Below are 25,049 nucleotides of genomic sequence, written 5' to 3' on the forward strand. Positions count from 1 at the left end.
CTCACTCAGGTGCCTCTCGGAGTCGGGACTTCAGCAGCTTGCCGGACGCGTTGTGGGGCAGGTCGGGGACCAGGACGACGGAGCGCGGCAGCTTGTAGCGCGCCAGTCGGCCGTCGAGGTGGGCGAGCAGGTCGTCCTGGGTCGCGCTCGAGCCGGCGCGCAGCACCACGAAGGCGCGCCCCACCTCGCCCCAGCGCTCGTCAGGGACCCCGACCACGGCGCACTCCGCGACGTCGGCGTGGGCGTGCAGGGCGGCCTCGACCTCGGCGGGGTAGACGTTCTCCCCGCCCGAGATGTACATGTCCTTGAGGCGGTCCACGATCCGCAGGAAGCCCTCGTCGTCGCGCACCGCCACGTCACCGGTGTGCAGCCACCCGTCGCGGTGGGCGGTCGCGGTCGCGGCCTCGTCGCGCCAGTAGCCCGGCGAGACGTTCGGGCCGGTGACCAGCACCTCGCCGGCCTCGCCGTCCCCGGTCTCGGCCCCGGTCGCGTCGACGACCCGCACGTCGCTGAAGAAGCAGGCGGTGCCGGCCGACCCCAGCTTGCGTACCCCGTCCGCGGCACGCAGCATCGTGGCCCCGGGGGAGGACTCGGTCAGCCCGTAGCCCTGGACGATCATCAGCCCCCGGTCCAGCCAGGTGTGCAGCAGCGACTCCGGGATCGGCGCCCCGCCGCTCAGCGCGATCCGCAGCGACGTCAGGTCGGCCTCGCCGAACCGCGGGGCCGCGGCCAGCGCGAGGTACATCGAGGTGACCCCGAACAGCAGCGTCACCCGCTCGGACTCGATCAGGTCGATCGCGCGCACCGGGTCGAACCGCGCCTCGACCAGCGAGGTGCCGCCCTTGAGGACGGTCGGCAGCAGCACCTGGTTCAGCGCCGCGGTGTGGAACAGCGGCGCGGTGACCAGGGCGACCTCGGAGCTGGTGAGGTCGACGTCGACCATCAGGTTGTGCACGTTCCAGGTCACGTTGCCGTGGGTCAGCACCACGCCCTTGGGGCGCCCCGTGGTGCCGGAGGTGTACTGGATCATGAACACGTCGTCGAGGGAGACCGGCTCGTCGACCGCCTCCGCCTCCGGCGGCACGCCCGCGAGCAGGGCGTACAGGCCCGCCCCGGCCGCGCGGGTGAAGACGTGGGTGTCCAGGGTGCCCGGGCCCAGGCCGGCGACGGCCGGGTCCTCGAGGGCGCCGGCGAGGGCGTCCTCGGCAATCAGCAGGCGGCTCCCGCTGTGCTCGAGCACGTAGGCCAGCTCCGGGGGCGCCAACCGGGTGTTCAGCGGCACGAAGACCGCCCCGAGCCGGGCGGTGGCGAACAGCGCGACCACCAGCTCGACCGAGTTGAGCCCCAGGAAGGCGACCCGGTCGCCGTGGACGATCCCCCTGCTCCGCAGGGCGTGCGCCAGCCGGGTGCAGGCGCGGTCGAGTTCGGCGTACGACGTGGGGACGCCGTCCTGCACCAGGGCCGTCACCCCGGGGGTCATCCGGGCGCGGCGACGGGCCCACGAGCCGATGCCCTGGTCCCTCACGACCCGCTCCTCTCGCCGGACGCGCCGAGGCCGAGCCGGTCCTTGAGCGCCACGAGCTCGCCCAGGCCGGCGTCGCGCCGGGCCAGCACGTCGGTCTCGCGCCCGCCGAGCTCCTCGCGGACGCCGTCGACCAGCGCGGTCGAGAGGTCCGCGGTGAGCTCGGGCGTCCCCAGGTCGGCCCACCAGTCCAGCATCGGGGGGCCGAGGTGCTCCAGGACGTGCTCGAGGCCACCGGGTCCGCCGGACAGGTGCTGGGTGGCGATCGGGCCGAGCAGCGCCCAGCGCAGGCCCGGGCCGGAGGCCACCGCGCGGTCGAGGTCGGCCACCGAGACCACGCCCCGGCCGACCAGGTCGTAGGCCTCGCGCCACAGGGCGGCCTGCAGCCGGTTGACCACGTGGCCCGGCAGCTCGGCGCGCACGTGCACCGGCTCCCGGCCCCAGGCGTGCATCACCGTCATCGTCGCCGCGACCGCCTCGGGCGACGTGCGCCGTCCGCCGACGACCTCGACCAGGGGGACCAGGTGGGGCGGGTTGAAGGGGTGGGCGACCAGGACCCGCTCGGGGTGCCGGCAGGCGTCCTGGAACGAGCTCGGCCCCAGGCCCGAGGAGCTGCTCGCCAGCACGACGTCGGCCGGAGCGGCCTCGTCGAGAGCCGCGAACAGCTCGCGCTTGACCTCGACCCGCTCGGGACCGGCCTCGAGGACCAGGTCGGCGGCCGCGGCGGCCGCGGCCGGGTCGGTGTCGAAAGCCAGCGACGCGAGCGCCGAGGCGTCCGTCCCGAGCGCGCGGAGGTGCTCCGCGACGGCCGCGCGCAGGCGCGGCTCGGCGGCCGGGTCGGGGTCGGCGGCGCGGACGGCGCAGCCCCGGGACAGCGCGAGCGCGGCCCAGCTGCCGCCGATGGAGCCCGCGCCCACGACGGCGACGGTGTCGACCTGGGTCCTCACCGGGCCACCCCCGCTCCGCTCGCGGCCAGCGCGAGGAAGGGGTCGAGCACCGCCGGGTCGGCCAGCGCGTCGCGGCTGACCACCTGCTCGGCGGGCACGCCCTGGAGGATCCGCTTGACCGGCAGCTCGAGCTTCTTGCCGGTGAGGTTGCGCGGCACGGCCGGGACCTCGAGGATCCGGTCGGGGACGTGGCGCGGCGAGAGCGCCGTGCGCAGCTCGCGCCGGACCCGGTCCTGCAGCTCCGCGGTGAGCCCGCCCGCTCGCACCGGCGCCACGAAGAGCACCAGGTCGCCGTTGCCGCCGGCCGGGTCCTCCAGGTGCACGACCAGGCTGTCGGCCACCTCCGGCAGCTCCTCGACCACGCGGTAGAACTCCGCGGTCCCCAGCCGCACGCCGCCGCGGTTCAAGGTGGCATCGCTGCGGCCGGTCACCACGCAGCTGCCGTCGGCCTCGACCACGATCCAGTCGCCGTGGCGCCACACGCCCGGGTAGGTGTCGAAGTACGTCGCTCGCAGTCGCGACCCGTCCGCGTCACCCCACAGGCCCACCGGCATCGAGGGCATCGGGGAGGTCACGACCAGCTCGCCGGGCTCGCCGACCACCTCGTGTCCCGCCTCGTCGAACGCGTGCACGTCGACCCCGAGCGCGGGGCCCGAGATCATCCCGGCCCGCACCGGCATCCACGGGTCGTTCTGGACCAGCCCGCCGCACACGTCGGTGCCCCCGCTGCCCACGTTGAGCTGCACGTCCGGGCCGAGCTGCTCGCCGATCCAGGCGTAGCCCTCGGCCGGCAGCGGCGAGCCCGCCGAGCCGACCACCCGCACGCGCAGGTCGAGGTCGCCCAGGTCGAGGCCGGCCGAGCGGCAGGCCATCACGAAGCCCGGGCTGGCCCCCATCAGGGTCGCGCCGGTCTCCTGGGCCAGCCGCCACTGCCACCCCAGGTCGGGGAAGGCCGGGTCGCCGTCGACGGTGACGATGGTGGCACCGACCAGCAGGCCGCTGACCAGGGCGTTCCACATCATCCAGGCGGTGGTGGAGTACCACAGCACCACGTCGCCCGGCCCGAGGTCCCAGGAGAGAGCGTGGTTCTTCAGGTGCTCGAGCGTGATCCCGCCGTGGCCGTGCACGATCGCCTTGGGCTGGCCGGTGGTGCCGGAGGAGAAGAGCACGACCAGCGGGTGGTCGAAGGCGACCGGGGTGGTCTCCGGCACGGGGTCCACGACCGCGGCCAGCAGCGCGGGCCAGGACAGGGCGCCCTCGACGGGGGCGTCGGCGTACCCGATGTCGAGCACGGCGCGCAGGGTGGGGAGGCCGGCGACGACCTCGGCGACCTGGTCGCGCCGGTCGACCTGCTTGGCGCCGTAGCGGTAGCCGCCCGCGACGACGAGCACGACCGGCTCGACCTGCCCGAAGCGGTCCACGACGCTGCGGGGGCCGAACTCGCTGGCGCAGCTGGTCCACACGGCGCCCAGGCCGGCGGCGGCGAGGAACGCGACGACGGCCTCGGGGGTGTTGGGCAGGTAGCCCGCGACCCGGTCGCCCGGACCGACGCCCAGGTCGAGCAGCACGCGGCGGGCCCGGGCCACCTGGTCGCGCAGCTGCGCCCAGGTGAGGTCCACGTCGTCCCGCGACTGGGAGCGCCCGAGCACCGCCGGGGCGTCGTCGGCCACGCCAGCGCCGCGCAGGGCCTGCTCGGCGTAGTTCAGGCGCGACCCGGGGAACCACACCGCGCCGGGCATCGACCGGTCGGCCAGCACGGCCTGGCGCGCGCCGTGGTCGACCACGCCGAAGTGGTCCCAGACCGCGGCCCAGAAACCGTCGAGGTCCTCGACCGACCAGCGCCACAGGGCCGCTCGGTCGCCCAGGTCGGCGGGGTCGTGACCGCGCTCGCGCAGGCCCGCGACGAAGCGGCCCAGCTCGGTGGCGGCGAAGCCCTCCTCGGTGGGCGTCCAGACGACGTCGCCCGTCGCCGGCCCGCTCGACCTCGTCGCGCTCACCGGTCCGTCACCTTCGCGGCGCGTCCGTCCAGGAAGTCCTGCATCCGCCCCTTGGCGTCGTCGGTGCCCTGGGCGATCGCGGCCATCATCGACTCCATCAGGTAGCCCTGGTGCGGGTCGGCCTCGGCGATCCGGGGGAGCGCCTGCACGACCGCGTAGTTGGTCTGGGGGGCGTTCTGGGCGATCCGGCCGGCCAGCTCGAGCGCGGTGTCGAGACCGGCGCCGTCGTCCACGACGTACTGCGAGAGGCCGGCGGCGGCGCCCTCCTCGGCGTCGTACCGCCGCCCGGTGAGCATCAGGTCGGTCATCCGGGCCACGCCGATCAGCCGGGGAAGGCGCACGGCGCCGCCGCCGCCGACGAACAGCCCACGCATCCCCTCGGGGAGGGCGTAGAAGGTGGACCGCTCGGCCACCCGCAGGTGGGCGGCCGCCGCGAGCTCGAGCCCGCCACCGACGACGGCGCCCTTGAGAGCCGCGACCACCGGCACCGGGCCGAGCTCGACGTGCTCGAAGGCCCGGTGCCACATCCGCGAGTGGTGCACCCCCGCCAGGGTGTCCCGCCCGCGCATCTCCGCGAGGTCCAGGCCGGCGCAGAAGTGGTCGCCCGCGGCGGCCAGCACGACGACCCCCACGTCGCCGGGCAGGCGGGTGAAGAAGTGCTCGATGCCGAGCACGGTCGTGTCGTCCAGGGCGTTGCGCTTGGCCGGGCGCTCGAGGGTGAGGACGGCGACCCGACCTCCGGCACCCTCGCGGTGCGCGGACAGCGTGGGGGGGAGCGGGGGAAGCTCGGCGAGCTCGGGCACGGGACCTCCGGGGGAGACAATCAGGTTTCCTGATTAGTACACCAGTCCTGGGGGTCACGCAAGCGTGCCGACGGTCCTCGTCACCGACTGTTCACTCCACCCCTCGGGACCCGTCGCGGCGTTGTGGCCCGGATCGCGGCTCCCGGGGTGACAATCGGCCGGTGATCTCACGACGCACCCTCCTCGGCGTCTCGGCCGCCACCGCCGGACTGGCCGCCGCCTCCGGCTCGCTGCCCGACGCCAGCGCCACCACCTCGGTCACCCCGACCGACCTCACCAAGGTCGCGCCGGGCACCTCCGGCATCGACCACGTGGTCGTGGTGATGATGGAGAACCGCTCCTTCGACCACTTCCTGGGCTGGCTGCCCGGGGCGCGCGGCCGGCAGTCGGGGCTGACCTTCACCGACCGGTACGGCGTGCGGCACGGCACCCACCACCTCAAGACCTTCGCCTCGTGCGGCAACACCGACCCCGACCACTCCTACGAGGGCGGGCGCATCGAGCTCGGCGCCGGCCACGCCGACGGCTGGCTCAAGACCGGCGAGAACGACCTGCTCTCGATCGGCTACTACGGCCAGTCCGACCTGGGCTTCTTCGGCAAGGCGGCGCCGTACTGGACGACCTGCGACCAGTACTTCAGCGCGATCATGGCCGAGACCTACCCCAACCGGTTCTACCAGCACAGCGCGCAGACCGACCGGATCCACAACTCCTCGACGACCTCGACGCTCCCCACCATCTGGGACCGGTGCGCCGCCGCCGGGGTCAGCCACACTTACTACTACTCCGACGTGCCGTTCCTGGCCCTGTGGGGCAGCAAGTACCTCTCGATCTCCTCGCCCTACGAGAAGTTCCTCGCCGACGCGGCCACCGGCACGCTTCCGCAGGTCAGCTTCCTGGACCCTCGCTTCGGTGGTGAGGGCGACGGCATCTCGGGCGACGACCACCCCTCGGCCGACATTCGCGTGGGGGAGAAGTTCCTCGCCGACGTCTACACCGCGATCACCAACGGACCCGGCTGGGCCAACACGCTGCTGGTGGTCAACTACGACGAGTGGGGCGGCTTCTTCGACCACGTCGCGCCGGGCACCGCGCCGGACGTGACGGCCTCCAACGGACTGCGCGGCTTCCGGGTCCCGGCGCTGGTCGTGTCGCCCCGGGCCCGCCGCAAGTTCGTGGCGCCCTGGACCTACGACCACACCTCGGTGCTGAAGATGATCGAGTGGCGGTTCGGGCTCGCGCCGCTGACCACGCGCGACGCCCACGCCCGCAACCTGGCCGAGGTGCTCGATTTCTCCTCGCCGCCGTCGCTCACGGCGCCGGCGATCAGCGTGCCGGCCGTGGTGCCGACCCCGTGCGAGGCGCCGGCCCCGGTGCCCCGCAGCCTGGCCCCCGAGAGCGAGTGGGGACCGTTGAAGGACCGAGCGATCAAGGACGGGTGGAAGATCCTGTGAACCGCACGCGCACCTCCCTGACCCTGCTGGCGACCGGCCTGGTGGCCGCCCTGACCCTCGGGGCGCTGACGCTGGGCTCGGCGTCCTCCGACGGCGCCCGGGCCGTAGCGGCGTCCACCCCGGCCCGCACGGCCGCCACCGCGGCGTACGTCCCCCCGGCGAAGCACGTGTTCGTGATCAACATCGAGAACAAGGGCTACGACGAGACCTGGGGCCCGAGCTCCGCGGCGCCGTACCTCGCCAGGACGCTGCGCGCCAAGGGCGTCCTGCTGAACACCTACTACGGCACGGCGCACAACTCCCAGCCCAACTATGTCGCGCAGATCTCGGGGCAGGGCCCCGACCCGCAGATGCAGAGCGACTGCCAGGTGTTCTCCCGCTTCGTCAAGGTCGGGACCGCCACCCCGGGCCAGCTGCGGGGGACCGGGTGCGTGTTCCCGGCCGGCACCCCCAACCTGGCCAGCCAGCTCACCGCCAAGGGAATGAGCTGGAAGGGCTACATGCAGGACATGACGCGCCCCTGCCAGCACCCCGCGCTGGACTCGCGCGACACCACGCAGAAGGCGACCGCGACCCAGATGTACGCCACGCGGCACGACCCGTTCGTCTACTTCCGCTCGATCATCGACCACCCGCGCTACTGCGCGCGCCACGTGCGGCCGCTGACCTCGCTCTCGCGCGACCTCCAGCAGGTCTCCACGACGCCGCGCCTGACCTACATCACCCCGGACCTGTGCTCCGACGGCCACGACGCCCCGTGCGCCGACGGCCGTCCCGGCGGCCTGCGGTCGGTCGACGCGTTCATGAAGACCTACGTGCCCAAGATCCTGGCCTCGCCGGCCTTCCGTCGTGACGGCGTCCTGGTGATCACCGCGGACGAGTCCGACGGTCCCCAGAGCGACGCGACGGCCTGCTGCGGCGAGGGAGCGGCTCCCAACGCACCGATGCCCGGGATCGTGGGGGCCGGCGGCGGCCGGATCGGCGCGCTGGTGATCTCGCGCTGGACCCGCGGCGGCACGTGGTCGACCACGCCGTACAACCACTACAGCCTGCTGGCCTCCATGGAGGAGATCTTCGGCCTGTCCAAGATCGGGTACGCCGCCTCCGACCGGCTCAACCGGTTCGGGCTGGACGTCTACAACTCCGGCTGGCGCTGAGCCACCCGCGGTCGCTCGGGCCCGGCCCCTAGGGTCGGGCCATGAGCACCGACACCTCGCTCCACCCCGACCGCGCGTCCCGGGCCCGCGCGACCTGGCCCGCGGCGCTGGCCGCGGTCCCCGGCCTGGCGCTCGGCGTCGCCGGCCTGTTCCACCCCACGCACCTCAGCGAGGCCACCGCGCACCGGTGGTGGACGCTGCACGTGCCCGGCATGGTGTTCTTCCCGCTGGTCGGGGTGGCCCTGGTGCTGCTCTTCCGCGGCCGTCGCGACCCCGTCGCCGCGGTGGCGGTGCTGGCCGCGTCGGCGTACGCGATCTTCTACAACGCCCTCGACGTGCTCAGCGGCGTCGGCGCCGGGTGGGTCACCTCGCGGCTGCCGACCGGCACCCCGCGGCCCGACGAGGTGCGCTCGCTGTTCCGCATCGGGACCCCCCTGGGCGAGATCGGCTCGTGGGCGCTCCTGCTGGCCGCGGTGGTCATCGCGGCCGACGCGCTGCGTCGGCACGGGCTCCGCGGCGGCCCCGGCCTGCTGCTGGTCCCGGGCGCCTGGTGGGTGCACACCGACCACATCTTCGCCCCGTGGGGAGCCCTCGGGATGGCGCTCATCGGCCTCGGGACCGCCGGACTGTGGTGGGCCCAGTTGTCAACTTCGCGGGTCCAGGAAGAATCTCCGATCTAGTCCAGATGAACTATGTCCGTATTCCGGTTGGCGGCGTAGGCTCGTGGACATCGGGTGGGCTCCATCACAGGGCCCCGGGGCTGCAGGGCGAAAGGGATGATGACCATGGACGCCGTACCGTCGTCGATCGTGCTGGTCGGACTGCTCGGTCTGCTCGTGCTGGGCTTCGGCCTCGCCCGCATCGCCTGGCTGGAGACGCGGCTCCGTCGTGCCCAGCGCCCGGCCGCGACCGCTCCGGTCGCCGCCCACTCGGGCCTGCCCGGCTTCCCCGCCGCCGCCTGAGGGCCTGCGCGACGACCCGGTGACCCGGGTCAGATCCAGCGCTTGAACCACATCCGCTCGACCCACTGGCGGTTGGTCACCAGCTGGTCGGTCCAGATCGGCCAGAACCACGCGAAGGCCAGCATCGCGGCCACCACGACCGCGCCGGCCGCGGCCGCCCCCAGGGTGCGACGTCGCGGGCTCGAGCCCGCGCGCCCCAGCACCTCGCCGAGGCCGAGCACCAGCGAGAGCAGGATGAACGGCAGCGACATCGAGGCGTAGTAGCTGAAGATCGGGCGGTCGTCGTACTGGAACCACGGCAGCCAGGTCGAGGCCACGCCCACCAGCACCAGCCCGTGGCGCCAGTCGCGGCGGGTCGCGAACGCCACGACCGACCACAGCAGCGCCAGCGTGCCGCACCACCAGACCACCGGGTTGCCCAGCAGAAGCACCTGGCGCAGGCACGTCGAGCCGGCCGCGGCCGCGCAGCCCTGCGCACCGGGCTGGATGTCGAGCTGGGAGTCGACGCCGACCGGGCGGTTGAGCACGAACCAGCCCCAGGGGTTGGACTGGTAGACGTGCGTGGCCTGGTTCAGGAAGCCGGTGTGGAACGAGTACACGTCGTGGTGGTAGTGCCACAGCGAGCGCAGCGACCGCACCAGCTCGGGGAAGAAGCCGTGGGTGTCAGCCTTGAGGTAGTTGCCCCAGTAGGGGCCGTACTGCGTGTCGGAGAGGTAGCGCTCGTAGACGTCGGCGTGCATCAGCCAGCCGGTCCAGCTCACGACGTAGATCAGCACCGGCAGGACGACCAGGTAGCCCACCGCGGGCAGGGCGTCCAGGGCGGCGGACTTCAGCGCCGCCCGGCGTACGCCGAACGAGCGGCGGGCCCCGGCGTCCCAGGCCCACACCAGCAGCCCGAACGCCGCCAGCGGGTAGAGCGCGGACCACTTGGTGCCCAGCGCCAGGCCGAGCCAGACCCCGGCCCCCAGCCGCCAGGGACGCCACAGCAGCCGCGGTCCCCAGGCCGCCGGGGAGAGCCGGTTGCCCTCGCCGACCGCGGACGCCAGCCGGGCCCGGCCCCAGTCGCGGTCGGCGACCAGGCAGCTGGTGGCGCACAGCAGGAAGAAGGCCAGGAAGATGTCGAGCAGGGCGAGCCGCGACAGCACCAGCTGCTGGCCCTCGAAGCACATCAGCACGCCGGCGACCAGGCCGAGCATCGTGGACCGGGTGACCCGACGGGCCAGGCGGATCATCACCAGCACCATCAGGGTGCCGGCCAAGGCCGAGGCGAACCGCCAGCCGAAGGAGTTCATCCCGAACGCGGACTCACCCAGCGCGATCAGCCACTTGCCGACCTCGGGGTGCACCACCATCTCGGGGGTGCCGGTCCAGATGCCGGTGGTCTTCCCGCCGACGATCAGGTCGTTGGCCTTGTCGACGTAGTTCTGGGCGTAGCCGAAGTGCAGCAGCGACCACGCGTCCTTGGCGTAGTAGGTCTCGTCGAAGAGCAGCGTCCGCGGCCGGCCCAGGTCCCACAGTCGCAGGAACCCGGCCAGGGCCGTGATCGCGAGCGTGCCGACCCACGAGATCACCGGGTCGGAGTCGCGGGCGCGCAGGCGGGCACGGGTCCACGCGGAGGGGACCGGGTCGCCCGAGGCGGTGCGGGCCAAGCCGGAGGCGCCGCGGGTCCGCTCGAGCCGGACGGGGATGCTCACGGCGACCAGGCTACGGCTGCGATGATCGCGGGCATGAGCGCACCGCCGAACGTCGAGCAGGGCTCCGAGCCCGGTCGGGCCGGGGTGCTGGTGCTCGCCGGCACGCCGATCGGGCGTCCCGAGGACGCCGCCCCCCGCCTGGCCACCGAGCTGGCGGCCGCCGACGTGGTGGCCGCCGAGGACACCCGGCGGCTGCGCCGGCTGACCACCGACCTCGGGGTGGAGCTCACCGGACGGGTCGTCTCCTACTTCGAGGGCAACGAGCACCTGCGCACCCAGGGGCTGCTCGACTCCCTGCTCGAGGGCCAGCGGGTCGTGCTGGTCACCGACGCCGGCATGCCCAGCGTCTCCGACCCCGGCTACCGCCTGGTGGCCGCCGCCGTCGAGCACGACGTGCGGGTCACCGCCGTGCCCGGGCCCTCCGCGGTCCTCACCGCCCTCGCCGTCTCAGGGCTGCCGGTGGACCGGTTCTGCTTCGAGGGCTTCCTGCCGCGCAAGGCCGGCGAGCGGGCCCGGCGGCTGGCGGGCCTGGCCGACGAGCAGCGCACCCTGGTGTTCTTCGAGGCGCCCCACCGCACCCACGCCACGCTGCTGGCGATGGCCGAGGCGTTCGGGCAGGCCCGCCGCGGGGCGGTGTGCCGCGAGCTGACCAAGACCCACGAGGAGGTAGGCCGCGGCACGCTGGCCGACCTCGCCGGCTGGGCCGAGGCGGGCGTGCGCGGGGAGGTGACCCTGGTCGTCGAGGGCGCTCCCGAGCCCGAGGCCGTGACCGACCCGGCGGCGCTGGCCGACCTGGTCGGCGAGGAGGAGGCCGGCGGCACCTCCCGCAAGGAGGCGATCGCCGTGGTGGCCCGCCGGTCCGGGGTGCCCAAGCGGCTGGTCTACGACGCGGTGCACAAGCCGTGAGCGCGGGCACGACCGTCGCGCTGCCCGAGGGCTTCCCCGAGGTGCCCGAGCCGCTGCCGCACCCGGTGGTCGACAACCACTGCCACCTCGACACCGTCCGCGGCGACCCGTCGCCCGACGCCGAGCCGCTCCTGGCCGTCGCCGACGCCCTGGCCCTGGCGGCCGGCGTCGGCGTGCCGCGGATCGTCCAGATCGGCTGCGACCTGCCCGGGGCCCGCTGGGCGGTCGAGACCGCGCTGGCCCACGACCAGGTGGTGGCCGGCGTCGCGCTGCACCCCAACGAGGCGCCCGTGCTGGCCGAGCAGGGCCTGCTCGACGACGCCCTCGCCGAGATCGAGTCCCTGGCCCGCAGCAGCGACCGCGTCCGCGCGATCGGGGAGACGGGCCTGGACCACTTCCGCACCGGCGACGAGGGGAGGGCCGCGCAGCGCCGTTCCTTCGCCGCCCACGTCGAGCTGGCCACCGAGCTGGGCAGGACGCTGGTGATCCACGACCGCGACGCCCACGCCGAGGTCCTCGAGGTGCTCGACGAGGTCGGCGTGCCCGAGCGGTGGGTGATGCACTGCTTCTCCGGCGACGCCGAGTTCGCGCGGGCCTGCCTGGACCGGGGCGCCTACCTGTCCTTCTCCGGCACGGTGACCTTCAAGAACGCCGAGCCGCTGCGCGAGGCGCTGCGGGTCACGCCGCTGGGCAGGATCCTGGTCGAGACCGACGCCCCGTTCCTCACCCCGACGCCCCACCGCGGGCAGGTCAACGCCTCCTACCTGGTCCCGCTGACGGTCCGTTCGATGGCCGGCACGCTGGGGATCGAGGTCGAGGAGCTGTGCCGCTCCATCGACGCCGCGACCGACGCGGCGTTCGGTGGGACGTGGGGCGGGACACGCCGGTAGGAGGTCCGTCGGGACCGCGGCGTGTCGCTCGATCGGGCCGGGCCCCCCGGTGTCGGGGCGGTCACACGGGTTTGCTAAGGCCCCCCGGTCTTGCCTAGGGTCGGGCGCTGTTGGCCGGAAGCGGGTGTGCGTCGTACCCCTGCCGGTGGGCGCCTCTCGGTGGAGCCGCGTCGTCCCGAACGGGACGTGGCGCTGGCTCGCAGGCCTCGCCGGACCCGTGGTCCGGGACCCTCGAACATCGGAGAACCGTGCGCGCGTCCCTCACGCACCTCAGCAAGAAGAAGAAGGTGGCCGGCGGCGTCTCCGCCGCGGTCGTGCTGGCCCTCGTCGGCACCGGCGCCACCTACGCGACCATGTCGAAGACCGTCACCATCAGCGTCGACGGCAAGCCCCAGACCGTGCGGACCTTCGGCGGCACCGTCGGTGAGGTCCTGGCCGACCAGGGCATCAAGCCCGGCGCCCACGACTCCGTGGTCCCCTCGGCCTCGAGCCCCGTCGCCGACGGCAGCGAGGTCGCGGTCCGCCTGGGCCGCCCGCTGCAGCTCGACGTGGACGGCGACAAGCAGGTCCTGTGGACCACCGCCACCAAGGTCTCCTCGGCCCTGACCCAGCTCGGCGTGCGCTTCGGCGACGCCGCCCTGTCGGTCAGCCGCGGCACCACCATCGACCGCTCGGGCCTGGCCCTGTCGGTGACCACGCCCAAGGCGGTCACCCTCAAGGTCGGCGAGGGCAAGGTCCAGAAGCGTGACCTGCCCGTCGCCACCGTCGGCCAGCTGCTCAGCCGCAGCGCCCCCAACGTCGACGCCAACGACCTCGTGAGCCCCTCGCGCGGCACCCGCCTGACCGACGGCACCCGCATCGTGGTGACCAAGATCGGCGTCCGCACCAAGCACGTCCCCCGCGAGGTGCTGCCCGCGGGCACCCGCCGCGAGAACGACTCCTCGCTGGACAAGGGCACGACCAAGACCGTGCGCCAGGGCGTCGACGGCGTGCGCGACGTGACCTACCGGACGAAGTTCCGCAACGGCCACGCCGTCTCGACCCAGGTCGTCCGGGCCCGCGTGCTCCGCGCGCCGGTGGCCCAGGTCGTCAAGGTCGGCACCAAGGAGGCGCCCGCGGCGCCCGCGGCGCCCGCCACGCCGTCGTCGTCGGCCAACGGCTCCCGCTGGGACGCCATCGCCGCGTGCGAGTCCGGTGGCAACTGGGCCGCCAACACCGGCAACGGCTACTACGGCGGGCTGCAGTTCAACCTGCAGACCTGGTCCGCCTACGGCGGCCAGGGTCGTCCCGACCAGAACAGCCGCGAACAGCAGATCGCCGTGGCCGAGCGCGTGCGCGCCGCCTCCGGCGGCTACGGCGCGTGGCCGGTGTGCGGCGCCTAGCTCGCCGCCGCCTACGCTCCTGCCTGTGAGCACCCCATCCTCCGCCGGACCGAGACTCCTCGGTCCGGCGGAGGTGCGTCTGCTGGCGGACCGCCTCGACCTGCGTCCCACGAAGCAGCGCGGCCAGAACTTCGTCATCGACGCCAACACGGTGCGGCGGATCGTGCGCGACTCCGGCATCGGGGCCCACGACGTCGTGCTGGAGGTGGGCCCCGGGCTGGGCTCGCTCACCCTCGCGCTGCTCGAGGTCGCCCAGCGGGTGGTGGCGGTCGAGATCGACCCGGCGCTGGCCGGCCTGCTGCCCGAGACGATCGCCGACCGCGCGCCCGAGCAGGCCGACCGGTTCGAGGTCGTGCTCGCCGACGCCCTGCGCGTCACCGAGCTGCCCGGCCCCGCGCCGACGGCGCTGGTGGCCAACCTGCCCTACAACGTCTCGGTGCCCGTGCTGCTGCACCTGCTCGCGCTGCTGCCCTCGCTCGAGCGCGGCCTGGTGATGGTGCAGTCCGAGGTCGCCGACCGCCTCGCCGCCGGACCCGGGTCCAAGGTCTACGGGGTGCCCTCGGTCAAGGCGGCCTGGTACGCCGACGTGCGGCGCGCCGGGGCCATCGGGCGCCACGTCTTCTGGCCGGCCCCCAACGTCGACTCCGGGCTGGTCGCCTGGACCCGTCGCGAGCCGCCCACGACCGAGGTGACCCGCGAGCAGGTCTTCGCCGTCGTCGACGCCGCCTTCGCCCACCGGCGCAAGGCCCTGCGTCCCTGCCTGCGCGAGCTGGCCGGGTCGACCGAGCTCGCCGAGCACGCGCTCGCCCGGGCCGGCATCGACCCGATGACCCGGGGCGAGGCCCTCGTGCTGGCCGACTTCGTGCGGCTCACCGAGGCGCTGCTGGCCGAGGTCCGCCCGTGACGTCCGCCCCCTCGGTGACGGTCCGCGCGCCGGCCAAGGTCAACCTGTCCCTGGTCGTCGGCCCGGTCCGCCCGGACGGCTTCCACCCGCTCGACACCGTCTACCAGGCGATCAGCCTGTACGACGACGTGACGGTCACCGACGCCCCGTCGTGGAGCGTGGTCGTGACGCCGGTCGGCGGGGTCGACTGCTCCGGCGTACCCCTGGACGAGGGGAACCTCGCCGTCCGGGCCGGGCGCCTGCTCGCCGCGCACCACGGTCTCGACCGGGCCGCGGCCGTCGAGGTCCGCAAGGGCGTCCCCGTCGCCGGGGGCCTGGCCGGCGGCAGCGCCGACGCCGCCGCGACGCTGGTGGCGCTGGACCGGCTCTGGGACCTGCACACCAGCGACGAGGACCTGCTGCGGCTGGCCGGCGAGCTGGGCAGCGACGTGCCCTTCGCCCTGGTCGGCGGCAGCGCGCACGGCACCGGCCGCGGCGAGGTCGTCGAGCCCGTGGACGACGCCGGCACCTGGTGGTGGGTCGTCGTGCCCCACAGCGAGGGGCTCTCCACCCCGGCGGTCTACGCCGAGCTCGACCGGCAGCCCGGGCCGCCGACCGGTGCGGGCTCGCAGCCGGTGCTGGCCGCGCTCGCCGCGGGCGACCACGCCGCCCTCGCCGCCGCGCTGCGCAACGACCTGCAGGACCCCGCCCTGCGGCTGCGGCCGGAGCTGGGGGAGCGGCTGGCGGCCCTCACCTCCGCCGCCGGCCCGGCCGTCCAGGTCTCCGGGTCCGGCCCGACGCTGCTCGTGCTGTGCGCCACCCAGGAGGAGGCGCGCACCGCCCGCGGGCTGCTCCTGGAGGAGGGGTTCGTCACGGCCCAGGTGGCCACCGGTCCGGTCGCGGGCGCCCACGTGGTGGAGTACGTCTGATGGCGAACCTGGTGAACCTGGAGAAGGTCTCGAAGTCGTACGGCGTCCGGATCCTGCTCGACGAGGTCAGCCTCGGCGTGGGGGAGGGCGACCGGATCGGCATCGTGGGCCGCAACGGCGACGGCAAGACCACCCTGCTCAACCTGATCGCGGGCCGCGAGTCCGCCGACACCGGCCGGGTCTCGACGATCCGGGGCCTGCGGATCGGCTACCTCGACCAGCGCGACCTGCTCGACGACACCCACACCGTGCGCGAGGTCGTCCTGGCCGGTCGCGCCGACCACGAGTGGGCCGGCGACTCCCGTGCCCGCGAGGTGGTCGAGGTGCTGCTCGCCGGGATCTCCCTGGACCGCGAGGTGTCCGGCCTGTCCGGCGGCGAGCGGCGGCGCTGCTCGCTGGCCCGGCTGCTGCTGACCGACGACGACCTGCTGATCCTCGACGAGCCCACCAACCACCTCGACGTCGAGGCGGTCGCCTGGCTGGCGGCGTACCTCGTGGAGCGGCAGCGGCGCGCCCGTGGCTCCGCCCTCGTCGTGGTCACCCACGACCGGTGGTTCCTCGACGCCGTCTGCGACCGCACCTGGGAGGTGCACCCCGCGGCCAACGGAGCCGGGGTGGTCGACGCCTACGACGGTGGGTACGCCGCGTTCGTGCTGGCCCGCGCCGAGCGCCAGCGCCAGGCCTCCTCCTCCGAGCAGCGCCGGCAGAACCTCGCCCGCAAGGAGCTGGCCTGGCTCCGCCGCGGTGCCCCCGCCCGCACGTCCAAGCCCAAGTTCCGCATCGACGCTGCCAACGCGCTGATCGAGGACGTGCCGCCGCCGCGCGACCGCCTCGAGCTCCAGAAGTTCGCCACCCAGCGCCTGGGCAAGGACGTCGTCGACCTCGAGCACGTCGACCTGACCCGTGGCACCCGCCAGCTGCTCAGCGACGCCACCTGGCGCCTGGGTCCCGGCGACCGCGTCGGCGTGGTCGGCGTCAACGGCGCGGGCAAGAGCAGCGTGCTCAACCTCGTGGCGGGTGCCCTCGAGCCCGACGCCGGCAAGGTCAAGCGCGGGCGCACCGTGGCCCTGCAGCACCTCACCCAGCAGGTGCCGCCCGAGGACCCCGACGCCCGGGTGCTGCCCGCCATCGAGGACATCCGCCGGGTCACCCGCACCGCGACCGGCCAGGAGGTATCGGCCTCCTCGATGCTCGAGCGGTTCGGCTTCACCGGCGACAAGCTCACCACGCGCATCGGCGACCTCTCCGGCGGCGAGCGGCGACGCTTCCAGCTGCTCAAGCTGCTGCTGTCGGAGCCCAACGTGCTGCTGCTCGACGAGCCCACCAACGACCTCGACATCGACACCCTCAACGTGGTCGAGGACTTCCTGGACAGCTGGCCCGGCACGCTGATCGTCGTCTCCCACGACCGCTACTTCCTCGAGCGCGTCACCGACGCCACCTGGGCCCTGACCGGCGACGGCCAGATCTCGATGCTGCCCGGGGGAGTCGACCAGTACCTCGAGATCCGCTCCGCCCAGGCGACCCAGGCTGCGCAGGCTGCGCAGGCCGAGCGAGGAGGCTCATCTGGCGGCCGAGGGGGCTCGTCTGGCGGCCGAGGGGGCTCGTCTGGCGAGCGAGGAGGCTCGTCTGGCGGCCGAGGAGGCTCGTCTGGCGGTCCGGCCGAGGCACCCAAGGCCCGCGTCGGCGGCGCCCAGGAGCGCGAGGCCCGCAAGACGGTCAACCGGGTCGAGAAGCAGCTGGCCAAGATCACCGTCGACGAGCTGCGGATCACCGACGAGATGGCCGCCCACGGCACCGACACCGGCAAGCTGGCCGGGCTGGCGAAGCAGATGCACGACCTGGCCGAGCAGCGGGAGTCGCTCGAGATGGAGTGGCTCGAGGCCTCCGAGCTCCTGGAGTAGCCGAGCGGGATGGGCCCCCTCGCCCGCCAGACCAGCCTCCTCGTCCGCCAGGCGAGCCTCCTCGCGCGCCAGACGAGCCTCCTCGCGCGCCGGATGAGCCTCCTCGGCCGCCAGGTGAGCCTCCTCGGCGTCAGGGGGCGAGCGGGTCCATCAGCTGCTTGAGCAGCGCGGCCAGGCGGGTGCGGTCCTCGGCCGGGAGGTCGGCCAACAGGTCGGCCTCGCGGGCCAGCAGGCTCTCGAAGGCGGCGTCGACGGTGTCCTTGCCCTCGGTGGTCAACCGCACGAGCACGCCGCGGCGGTCACCCGGGTCCGGACGGCGTACGACGAGGGCCCGGCCGACCAACCGGTCCACCCGGTTGGTCATCGTGCCGCTGGTGACCAGCGTCTGGCGCAGCAGCGCACCCGGGGTCAGCTCGTAGGGTCGGCCCGCCCGTCGCAGCGCCGCCAGCACGTCGAACTCCCAGGACTCGACCGCGTGGGCGCTGAACGCCTCGCGCCGGACCCGGTCCAGGAGCCGGGCCAGCCGTCCGACCCGGCTGAACACCTCGACGGGGCCGAGGTCGAGGTCGGCGCGCTCGCGGTGCCAGGCCTCGACCAGCTCGTCCACCTCGTCGCGCTCCACCCGGGAAGACTAGCCGGACAAGATTCTTGACATCGAGATACTGCGCGAGGCTGGCTACCCTGACGCGGTGAGCGACGCCTGGGACCCGACCACTACCTCACCTACGCCGGCGAGCGCGGCCGGCCGTTCGTGGACCTGCTGGCCCGGGTCGGGGCCACGGATCCCCGGACGGTGGTCGACCTCGGCTGCGGTGCCGGCAACCTGACCGCGCTGCTCGCCCGGCGCTGGCCCGGGGCGCGCGTCCACGGGCTCGACTCCAGCCCCGAGATGATCGCCGCCGCTCCGACCGACGCCCGCGTCGACTTCGAGGTCGCCGACCTGCGCGACTGGACCCCGGCCGAGCCGGTCGACGTGCTGGTCTCCAACGCGGTGCTGCAGTGGGTGCCCGGCCACCTCGCGCTGCTCCCGCGGCTGGTCGATGCGGTCGCCCCGGGCGGGTGGCTGGCCGTCCAGGTGCCCGGCAACGGCGCCGCCCCCAGCCACACCCGGTGCGTCGAGCTGGCCGCCGAGCCGGCGTACGCCGCTCACACCGGCGACGCGCCCGTCCCGCGGGTCCACGACCCGGCGACCTACCTGCACGCCCTGAGCGACCTGGGGTGTGAGGTCGACGCCTGGGAGACCACCTACCTGCACGTGCTCCACGGGGCCGACGCGGTCCTGGACTGGGTCAGCTCGACGGGGGCCCGCCCGACGATCAACGCGCTCCCCGAGGAGCTGCGCCCGGGCTTCACGACCGAGCTGGGGCGACGGCTGCGCGAGGACTACCCGGAGCGGGGCGGGGTGGTCGTGCTGCCGTTCCGCCGCCTCTTCGTGGTCGCCCGTCGCACCGGCGGCCGCGGCTGACAGGATCGCCGCCATGCCGCTGTCCTACTTCACGCCCGACCCCGAGGACCCCGCCACGCTGCACCCGACCCAGGTGGCGCAGAGCATGTGGAGCACCGACCAGCTGCACGGCGTCGCGGTCGGGAGCGTGCTGGCTCGGGCGCTGGAGGCGCGGGTGCGCGACGAGGGCCGCACGGACCTGCGGGCGGCCCGGTTCGACGTCGACCTGTTCTCCCCGGCCCGCTCGCGGCCCACGACGACCACGACGACCGTCGTGCGCCAGGGCAACCGGCTCTGCCTGGTGGACGCGCTGCTGGAGCAGGAGGGCGTCGCGGTCGCCCGCGCCAGCGCCCTCTTCCTCGCCACCGGCGACCCCGCCCCGGGAGCGGTCTGGGAGCCCGCGGACTCACCGGCGCCGCCGCCCGAGGAGCTCGCCCCGCGCACCGACCGCCCGCAGGTGCCGCTGTTCGCCAGCGAGCCCGGCGGGTGGGCGCCGTCGTTCTCCGAGCACCAGAACGCCGGGCGCAAGTCGACCTGGCAGGTGGCCGTCCCCGTCGTGCCGGGGGAGAAGCCGTCGGGCTTCGTCGCCGCGGCCGGGATCGCCGACATCGCCAGCATGGTCACCAACTGGGGCGAGGGCGGCATCGAGCAGATCAACACCGACATCACCCTGGTCCTCGCCCGCGAGCCCGACGGCATCGAGATCGGCCTCCAGGCGCGCGACCGGGTCTCCGCCGACGGCATCGCGGTGGGCGACGTGGTCGTCTTCGACCGCACCGGCCGGCTCGGCAGCGTGGTGGTCACCTCGATCGCGAACACCCGGCGCACGGTCGACCTCGCCGGCAGCCAGTACGACGTGCGCGCCCGCCGAGGCGCCTGACAGCGGAACCCGGCGACCGCGTCAGGCCACGGCGCGCCCGCTGCGCAGCCAGGCGTCGCGCGCGGCCACGCCGAGGTCGGCGTTGTCGGTGAAGATGCCGTCGACGCCGGCGTCGAGGAAGGCCCGGATCTCGGACTGGAGGTCGCCGGTGGCGTTCGGGTCGGTGCCGCGACGGAAGTTCGTGGCCATGAACTGGTTCTCCCGGCGCAGCGTGAACACGTGCACCACCAGGCGCGCGCGGTGGGCGTCACGGACGAGCGCGCTGGGGGTCGTGGTGGCCCCCGAGGCGTCCCGGGGCAGCACCATGTCCTTGTTGGGGCCGATCCCGTCGGCGTACGTCGCGATCTGGCGCAGCTCGCTCGACGTGGTCAGGTCGGCGTAGGTGCGCCGGTCACCCCGCGCCACCAGGTCGTACGGCGCCCCTGAGGAGTCGAGCAGCTGGATGATCGGCAGCCTGGTCATCCGGTTCAGCTCGCGCAGGTTGCCGGTCTCGAAGGACTGCAGGAACACCCGCGAGCCGGGCTTGTCGAGGCCGTGGCGCCGTAGCGTGTCCAGCATCCGCTGCTCCAGCGGCAGCCCGATCGAGCGGAAGTACGTCGGGTGCTTGGTCTCGGGGTAGACCCCGATCTTCTCGTGCAGCCGCCGCTCCTCGGCCTGGACGAGGCTGAGCACCTCGTCGAAGGTCGGCACCTGGAGCTTCCCGTCGTACGCCGTGTTGGCGGGCCGCACCTTCGGCAGCCGCTCCTTGGCGCGCAGCGTCTTGAGCTCGGCCAGGGTGAAGTCCTCGGTAAACCAGCCGGTGACCGGCTTGCCGTCGATGGTCTTGGTGGTCTTGCGCGCGGCGAACTCCGGGTGGTCGGCGACGTCGGTCGTGCCGGTGATGTCGTTCTCGTGGCGCGCGACGAGCACGCCGTCCTTGGTCGAGACCAGGTCGGGCTCGACGTAGTCGGCGCCCATCGCGATCGCGGTCCGGTAGGACTCCAGCGTGTGCTCGGGCCGGTAGCCCGACGCGCCGCGGTGGCCGATCACGATCGGAGCCGTGCGCGCCTGCCCGGGCGGGCGGGCGTCGGCCGGCGCCGCGGCGACGGTGACGAAGGTCAGAGGGGTGAGGGTGGCCAGCACTGCGAGCAGCAGGGCACCACGGAACTTCCCGAGAGTGGTCATGCCCGACACCGAAACGGCCCGAGGTGACCGGGAGGTGACGCGGAGGTGACGACCGCGGAGGGCGGTAGCCTGGCGCGACACTTTCCCCGGTTGGTCTGCCGGCAGGGCCCGCCTGACTTTGAATCAGGACAAGCGACGTAGGTTCGACTCCTACCCGGGGAGCCGAGACGCAGCAGCGCCCCGGCCCCCACGCGGGGGACCGGGGCGCCGCCGGTGGATCAGCCCACTCGGACGTCGTAGCGGTCGTTCATCATGACCTTGTCCCAGACGGCGACGAAGTCGCGCACGAAGCGGCTCTCCCCGTCGGAGGCGGCGTACACCTCGGAGATCGCGCGCAGCTGGCTGTTGACCCCGAAGAGCAGGTCGTTGCGCGAGGCGTCGTACTTCTTCTCACCGGTCACGCGGTCGTCGACCGAGAACGCGTAGCCCTCCTCGTCGAGCTTGGACCAGGTGAAGTCCATCGAGGTGACCACGTCGAAGAAGTCGTTGGTCAGCTGGCCGACGCGGTCGGTGAAGATGCCGCTGGCCGAGCCGTCGTGGTTGCAGCCCAGGGCGCGCATGCCCCCGGTGAGCGCGACCCACTCCGGAGCGGTCAGGCCCAGCAGACCGGCCTTGTCGAGGAACATCTCCTCGGGCGCGACCTTGGAGATGCTGGAGAACTCCGGCATCACGTAGTTGCGGAAGCCGTCGACGACCGGGGCCAGCCACTCGATCTGCTGGGGGTCGGTCTGCTCGGCGGTGGCGTCGGTGCGCCCCGGGGTGAACGGCACCTGCACGTCGTGACCGGCGGCCTTGGCGGCCTGCTCGACCGCCACGCAACCGCCGAGCACGATCAGGTCGGCGAGGCTGACGTTCGCGCCGGACTGGGCCTTGACCTGGGCGAGCCGGTCGAGCACGTCGCCGCAGCGGGCGTTGACCTTCCAGTCCTTCTGCGGGGCGAGCGCGATCCGGGCCCCGTTGGCGCCGCCGCGCTTGTCGCTGTCGCGGTAGGTGACCGCGGAGGAGAAGGCGGTGTAGGCGAGGTCCGAGACCGACAGGCCGGTGTCGAGGATGGCCTGCTTGAGCGTGGCCACCTCGGCGTCACCGACGACGGGACCCTCGTGCACGGGCACGGGGTCCTGCCACAGGAAGTCCTTCTCCGCGACCTCGGGGCCGAGGTAGCGCGACTTCGGGCCCATGTCGCGGTGGGTCAGCTTGTACCAAGCCTCGGAGAAGGCCTTGGTGAAGTAGTCGAAGTCGGCGAGGAACCTCTCGCAGATCGCGCGGTAGGTCGGGTCGACCTTGAGCGCGATGTCGGAGGTCATCATCATCAGCTGGTGGGACTCACCCTCGAGGTGGGCGTCGGGGGTGCGGGGGGCGCCGTCGTCCTTCGGCTTCCACTGGACGGCCCCGGTGTCGGGGTTCTCGATCTTCTCCCAGTCGAAGCGGAACAGGTTGGTCAGGTAGTCGTTGTCCCAGACCGTCGGGTTGGGGGTCCAGGAGCCCTCGATGCCGTTGGTCATGGTGTTCTCGGCGTTGCCGGACCCCTGCGGGTTGTTCCACCCCAGGCCCTGCTGCTCCATGGGGGCGATCTCCGGCGGCGGGCCGATCTTGTCGGTCGGGACCTTGCCGTGGCTCTTGCCGAAGGCGTGGCCGCCGGCGATCAGCGCGACGGTCTCCTCGTCGTTCATCGCCATCCGGCCGAAGGTGATCCGGATGTCGATGGCGGAGTCCTCGGGGATGCCGTTCTCGTTGGGGCCCTCGGGGTTGACGTAGATCAGCGACTGGTGCGAGGCGGCGAGCGGCTGCTCGAGCTCGTAGTCGGCGTCGCCTGGCTCACCGGTCCAGCGCGGGCCGCGGATGACCATGTCGTCCTGGGCGTCGGGGTGGGTGTTGTCGATCCACTCCGGACCCCAGTACGTCGCGTCGTCGGCCTCCCAGGCGTCGCGGCGTCCGCCGCCGAAGCCGGTGGTCGGGAAGCCCATGATCTCCAGCGAGCAGTTGCCGGTGAGGATCATCAGGTCGGCCCACGACAGGGCGTTGCCGTACTTCTTCTTGATCGGCCACAGCAGCCGGCGCGACTTGTCGGTGTTGCCGTTGTCCCACCAGGAGCTGACGGGTGCGAAGCGCTGCATGCCGCGGCTCGCGCCGCCGCGGCCGTCGGCGATGCGGTAGGTGCCGGCGGAGTGCCACGCCAGCCGGATCATCTGGGGGCCGTAGTTGCCGTAGTCGCTGGGCCACCAGTCGACCGAGGTGGTCAGGAAGGTCTTGATCTCGCTCTTGAGCGCGTCGAGGTCGATGCTGTTGAAGGCGGCCTCGTAGTCCTGGTCCGACAGCGGGTTCGCCGCCGGGCCGTCGGTGTGCAGCTGCTCCACGCGCAGCCGGTCGGGGTACCAGTCCGACAGGGTCGGCTTCGAGGTGGCGGCGCCGCCCACCGTGTTGCCGCCGAAGGGGCACTTTCCTTCGAGCACGTCGTCGTACTCGGTGTAGTCCGTCATGTCGCTCCGCTCCAGGGTCTTGCAGGGGATCTGGCAGGCACGCGGCACTCACGCGCCCAGGAGGCCCGTTCCCACATCGGGCCGTCCTGACCCATCTAAGATCTCGACACGTGACCCAGAACCTGACCGTCATCGTCCTGGCCGCCGGTGGCGGCACCCGGATGAAGTCCAAGACCGCCAAGGTCCTGCACCCCATGGCCGGGCGGAGCATGGTCGGGCACGTCCTGGCCGCCGTGCACGAGCTCGGCCCGCGGCGCACGGTCGCGGTCGTGGGGTACCAGCGCGAGCAGGTCGCGCCCCACGTGGAGCAGCTGCTCCCTGAGGCGCGGATCGCGGTGCAGGAGACCCAGGACGGCACCGGGCACGCCGTGCGGATCGCCTGGGAGGCGCTCGACGCCGAGGACCGTCAGGGCACCGTGCTGGTGGCGTACGGCGACACGCCGCTCCTCGAGGGCGAGAGCCTCGCCGCCCTGGTCGCGGACCACGTCGCCGGCCGACGCGCGGTCAGCATCCTCTCCGGCGTGGTCGAGCAGCCCCACGGCTACGGCCGCGTGGTGCGCGACGAGTCGGGCGAGGTGACCGGGATCGTCGAGCAGAAGGACGCGACCCCCGAGCAGGCGGCCGTCACCGAGATCAACAGCGGGATCCTGGCCTTCGACGCCGACTTCCTCGCCTCGGCGCTGCCGCGGCTGAGCAACCAGAACGCCGGTGGGGAGTACTACCTCACCGACACCGTCGCCCTGGCCCGCGAGGACGGCCTGCCCGTGGGTGCGCTGCCGCTCGACGACGTGCTCCAGACCGAGGGGGCCAACGACCGCGTCCAGCTCGCGTCGCTGGCGGCGGAGAAGAACCGCCGGATCCTGGCCCGTTGGATGCGCGAGGGCGTCACGATCGTCGACCCCACGACCACCTGGATCGACGTCGACGTCCGCCTCGAGCGCGACGTGACGATCCTGCCCGGCGTGCAGCTGCTCGGCGCGACCGTCGTGGCCGAGGACGCCGTCGTGGGCCCCGACTGCACGCTCAAGGACGTCGAGGTCGGCGCGGGGGCCAAGGTCGTGCGCACCCACGCCCAGCTCGCCGTGATCCACGCCGGCGCCGACGTCGGTCCGTTCTCCTACCTGCGCCCGGGCGCCGAGGTGGGGGAGGGCGGCAAGGTCGGCGCGTTCGTGGAGATCAAGAACTCGACGATCGGCGCGGGCGCCAAAGTGCCGCACCTGTCCTACGTCGGTGACGCCGAGATCGGCGAGGGCACCAACATCGGCGCCGGCACGATCTTCGCCAACTACGACGGCGTGGCCAAGCACCGCACCACGATCGGCAAGCACGCCCGCACGGCCAGCAACAACACCTTCGTCGCGCCCGTCACGGTCGGCGACGGAGCGGCCACGGGCGCGGGCAGCACGATCCGCGAGGACGTGCCCCCCGGTGCCCTGGCGGTGAGCGCGGGCCCCCAGCGCTTGATCGAGGGCTGGAGCGAGCGACGGCGTCCCGGCACCAAGCAGGCCGAGGCCGCGGAGCGGGCGCGCAGTGGCGAAGGCCACATCGCAGAGCGCGACCAGGGTGCCGATCCGGCCTGACCCGGTTTCGTCGGAGGCCCTGCGTGGGTCACAATCGTCCGGCGACCGGCACCGGCCAGCAGCCCGCACGAGCG

At 73.5% G+C, this 25,049-nt stretch carries 21 protein-coding genes and 1 tRNA gene; 14 read left to right on the plus strand and 8 right to left on the minus strand.

Going from position 1 to position 25,049, the window contains the following annotated elements; all coding sequences use genetic code 11:
* Position 1 precedes the first annotated feature (1 nt).
* From ACYVDA_RS04080 to ACYVDA_RS04095, 4 genes are read right to left on the minus strand one after another with little or no spacing between them, the layout of a single operon-like run.
* Positions 2–1,525 (minus strand): acyl-CoA synthetase, encoded by a 1,524-nt coding sequence (locus ACYVDA_RS04080; RefSeq protein WP_460815153.1) that lies wholly within the window; start codon positions 1,523–1,525, stop codon positions 2–4.
* Entirely contained in the window at positions 1,522–2,469 is a 948-nt protein-coding gene (locus tag ACYVDA_RS04085; protein WP_460815157.1) for a 3-hydroxyacyl-CoA dehydrogenase NAD-binding domain-containing protein, read from the minus strand. Before ACYVDA_RS04085 ends, ACYVDA_RS04080 begins: the two co-directional genes overlap by 4 nt.
* The gene (locus tag ACYVDA_RS04090) at positions 2,466–4,466 is read right to left on the minus strand and encodes an acetoacetate--CoA ligase (RefSeq protein WP_460815159.1); all 2,001 of its coding nucleotides are present in this window, start codon (positions 4,464–4,466) and stop codon (positions 2,466–2,468) included. Before ACYVDA_RS04090 ends, ACYVDA_RS04085 begins: the two co-directional genes overlap by 4 nt.
* Positions 4,463–5,269, minus strand: coding sequence for a crotonase/enoyl-CoA hydratase family protein (locus tag ACYVDA_RS04095; RefSeq protein ID WP_460815161.1), 807 nt, complete (start codon positions 5,267–5,269; stop codon positions 4,463–4,465). Before ACYVDA_RS04095 ends, ACYVDA_RS04090 begins: the two co-directional genes overlap by 4 nt.
* Before the next feature lie 161 nt (positions 5,270–5,430).
* Here ACYVDA_RS04095 and ACYVDA_RS04100 point away from each other — a divergent pair, with 161 nt between their 5' ends.
* The 4 genes from ACYVDA_RS04100 to ACYVDA_RS04115 all read left to right on the plus strand — a co-directional run bounded on the left by ACYVDA_RS04100 (position 5,431) and on the right by ACYVDA_RS04115 (position 8,842).
* Positions 5,431–6,723 (plus strand): alkaline phosphatase family protein, encoded by a 1,293-nt coding sequence (locus tag ACYVDA_RS04100; RefSeq protein WP_460815163.1) that lies wholly within the window; start codon positions 5,431–5,433, stop codon positions 6,721–6,723.
* Positions 6,720–7,880 (plus strand): alkaline phosphatase family protein, encoded by a 1,161-nt coding sequence (locus ACYVDA_RS04105; protein WP_460815165.1) that lies wholly within the window; start codon positions 6,720–6,722, stop codon positions 7,878–7,880. The genes ACYVDA_RS04100 and ACYVDA_RS04105 overlap by 4 nt, the downstream gene beginning before the upstream one ends.
* A gap of 41 nt (positions 7,881–7,921) precedes the next feature.
* Positions 7,922–8,560 (plus strand): hypothetical protein, encoded by a 639-nt coding sequence (locus tag ACYVDA_RS04110; RefSeq protein WP_460815167.1) that lies wholly within the window; start codon positions 7,922–7,924, stop codon positions 8,558–8,560.
* Between the two features lie 105 nt (positions 8,561–8,665).
* Positions 8,666–8,842, plus strand: a complete 177-nt coding sequence (locus ACYVDA_RS04115; RefSeq protein ID WP_460815169.1) for a hypothetical protein — start codon at positions 8,666–8,668, stop codon at positions 8,840–8,842.
* 29 nt (positions 8,843–8,871) lie between these two features.
* Here the strand turns inward: ACYVDA_RS04115 and ACYVDA_RS04120 are convergent, their stop codons facing one another.
* Positions 8,872–10,536, minus strand: a complete 1,665-nt coding sequence (locus tag ACYVDA_RS04120; RefSeq protein ID WP_460815171.1) for a dolichyl-phosphate-mannose--protein mannosyltransferase — start codon at positions 10,534–10,536, stop codon at positions 8,872–8,874.
* Between the two features lie 33 nt (positions 10,537–10,569).
* Between ACYVDA_RS04120 and rsmI the strand changes: the two genes are divergently transcribed.
* From rsmI to ACYVDA_RS04150, 6 genes are all read left to right on the plus strand, one after another.
* Entirely contained in the window at positions 10,570–11,442 is an 873-nt protein-coding gene (gene rsmI / locus ACYVDA_RS04125; protein ID WP_460815173.1) for a 16S rRNA (cytidine(1402)-2'-O)-methyltransferase, read from the plus strand.
* Positions 11,439–12,332, plus strand: a complete 894-nt coding sequence (locus tag ACYVDA_RS04130; protein ID WP_460815176.1) for a TatD family hydrolase — start codon at positions 11,439–11,441, stop codon at positions 12,330–12,332. Before rsmI ends, ACYVDA_RS04130 begins: the two co-directional genes overlap by 4 nt.
* 248 nt (positions 12,333–12,580) lie before the next feature.
* Positions 12,581–13,714, plus strand: coding sequence for a transglycosylase family protein (locus ACYVDA_RS04135; protein WP_460815178.1), 1,134 nt, complete (start codon positions 12,581–12,583; stop codon positions 13,712–13,714).
* Positions 13,715–13,739: 25 nt separating this feature from the next.
* On the plus strand, positions 13,740–14,618 hold the full coding sequence (rsmA, locus tag ACYVDA_RS04140; protein ID WP_460815181.1) for a 16S rRNA (adenine(1518)-N(6)/adenine(1519)-N(6))-dimethyltransferase RsmA: 879 nt from the start codon (positions 13,740–13,742) through the stop codon (positions 14,616–14,618).
* A complete protein-coding gene (locus tag ACYVDA_RS04145; protein WP_460815184.1) occupies positions 14,615–15,526 on the plus strand; it encodes a 4-(cytidine 5'-diphospho)-2-C-methyl-D-erythritol kinase in 912 nt (303 codons plus the stop codon). Before rsmA ends, ACYVDA_RS04145 begins: the two co-directional genes overlap by 4 nt.
* Positions 15,526–17,430, plus strand: a complete 1,905-nt coding sequence (locus ACYVDA_RS04150) for an ABC-F family ATP-binding cassette domain-containing protein (RefSeq protein ID WP_460815187.1) — start codon at positions 15,526–15,528, stop codon at positions 17,428–17,430. Before ACYVDA_RS04145 ends, ACYVDA_RS04150 begins: the two co-directional genes overlap by 1 nt.
* 130 nt (positions 17,431–17,560) lie before the next feature.
* Here the strand turns inward: ACYVDA_RS04150 and ACYVDA_RS04155 are convergent, their stop codons facing one another.
* Entirely contained in the window at positions 17,561–18,052 is a 492-nt protein-coding gene (locus ACYVDA_RS04155; protein WP_460815189.1) for a MarR family winged helix-turn-helix transcriptional regulator, read from the minus strand.
* A gap of 78 nt (positions 18,053–18,130) precedes the next feature.
* Between ACYVDA_RS04155 and ACYVDA_RS04160 the strand changes: the two genes are divergently transcribed.
* Both ACYVDA_RS04160 and ACYVDA_RS04165 read left to right on the plus strand, forming a co-directional pair.
* Positions 18,131–18,895 carry a methyltransferase domain-containing protein gene (locus tag ACYVDA_RS04160; RefSeq protein WP_460816096.1) on the plus strand — a complete coding sequence of 255 codons (765 nt, stop codon included), beginning with the start codon at positions 18,131–18,133 and terminating at the stop codon, positions 18,893–18,895.
* Between the two features lie 13 nt (positions 18,896–18,908).
* The gene (locus ACYVDA_RS04165) at positions 18,909–19,754 is read left to right on the plus strand and encodes an acyl-CoA thioesterase domain-containing protein (RefSeq protein ID WP_460815192.1); all 846 of its coding nucleotides are present in this window, start codon (positions 18,909–18,911) and stop codon (positions 19,752–19,754) included.
* Positions 19,755–19,775: 21 nt separating this feature from the next.
* Here ACYVDA_RS04165 and ACYVDA_RS04170 read toward each other — a convergent pair whose 3' ends face one another.
* Positions 19,776–20,918 (minus strand): glycerophosphodiester phosphodiesterase, encoded by a 1,143-nt coding sequence (locus ACYVDA_RS04170; protein WP_460815194.1) that lies wholly within the window; start codon positions 20,916–20,918, stop codon positions 19,776–19,778.
* 83 nt (positions 20,919–21,001) lie between these two features.
* Between ACYVDA_RS04170 and ACYVDA_RS04175 the strand changes: the two genes are divergently transcribed.
* Positions 21,002–21,080 (plus strand) — tRNA-Gln (locus ACYVDA_RS04175).
* A gap of 56 nt (positions 21,081–21,136) precedes the next feature.
* On the opposite strand, the gene katG is transcribed toward ACYVDA_RS04175, so the two are convergent.
* Positions 21,137–23,395 carry a catalase/peroxidase HPI gene (gene katG, locus ACYVDA_RS04180; RefSeq protein WP_460815197.1) on the minus strand — a complete coding sequence of 753 codons (2,259 nt, stop codon included), beginning with the start codon at positions 23,393–23,395 and terminating at the stop codon, positions 21,137–21,139.
* Positions 23,396–23,505: 110 nt separating this feature from the next.
* On the opposite strand from katG, the gene glmU reads away from it, so the two are divergent.
* Positions 23,506–24,975 (plus strand): bifunctional UDP-N-acetylglucosamine diphosphorylase/glucosamine-1-phosphate N-acetyltransferase GlmU, encoded by a 1,470-nt coding sequence (gene glmU, locus ACYVDA_RS04185; RefSeq protein ID WP_460815199.1) that lies wholly within the window; start codon positions 23,506–23,508, stop codon positions 24,973–24,975.
* Positions 24,976–25,049 lie beyond the last annotated feature (74 nt).

Source organism: Nocardioides korecus, assembly GCF_054778395.1.

Coding starts and splice junctions, on each gene's coding strand:
- ACYVDA_RS04115 (WP_460815169.1), top strand. CDS start 8,666: ATGGACGCCGTACCGTCGTCGATCGTGCTGGTCGGACTGCTCGGTCTG.
- ACYVDA_RS04165 (WP_460815192.1), top strand. CDS start 18,909: ATGCCGCTGTCCTACTTCACGCCCGACCCCGAGGACCCCGCCACGCTG.
- ACYVDA_RS04110 (WP_460815167.1), top strand. CDS start 7,922: ATGAGCACCGACACCTCGCTCCACCCCGACCGCGCGTCCCGGGCCCGC.
- rsmI (WP_460815173.1), top strand. CDS start 10,570: ATGAGCGCACCGCCGAACGTCGAGCAGGGCTCCGAGCCCGGTCGGGCC.
- ACYVDA_RS04170 (WP_460815194.1), bottom strand. CDS start 20,918: ATGACCACTCTCGGGAAGTTCCGTGGTGCCCTGCTGCTCGCAGTGCTG.
- katG (WP_460815197.1), bottom strand. CDS start 23,395: ATGACGGACTACACCGAGTACGACGACGTGCTCGAAGGAAAGTGCCCC.
- ACYVDA_RS04150 (WP_460815187.1), top strand. CDS start 15,526: ATGGCGAACCTGGTGAACCTGGAGAAGGTCTCGAAGTCGTACGGCGTC.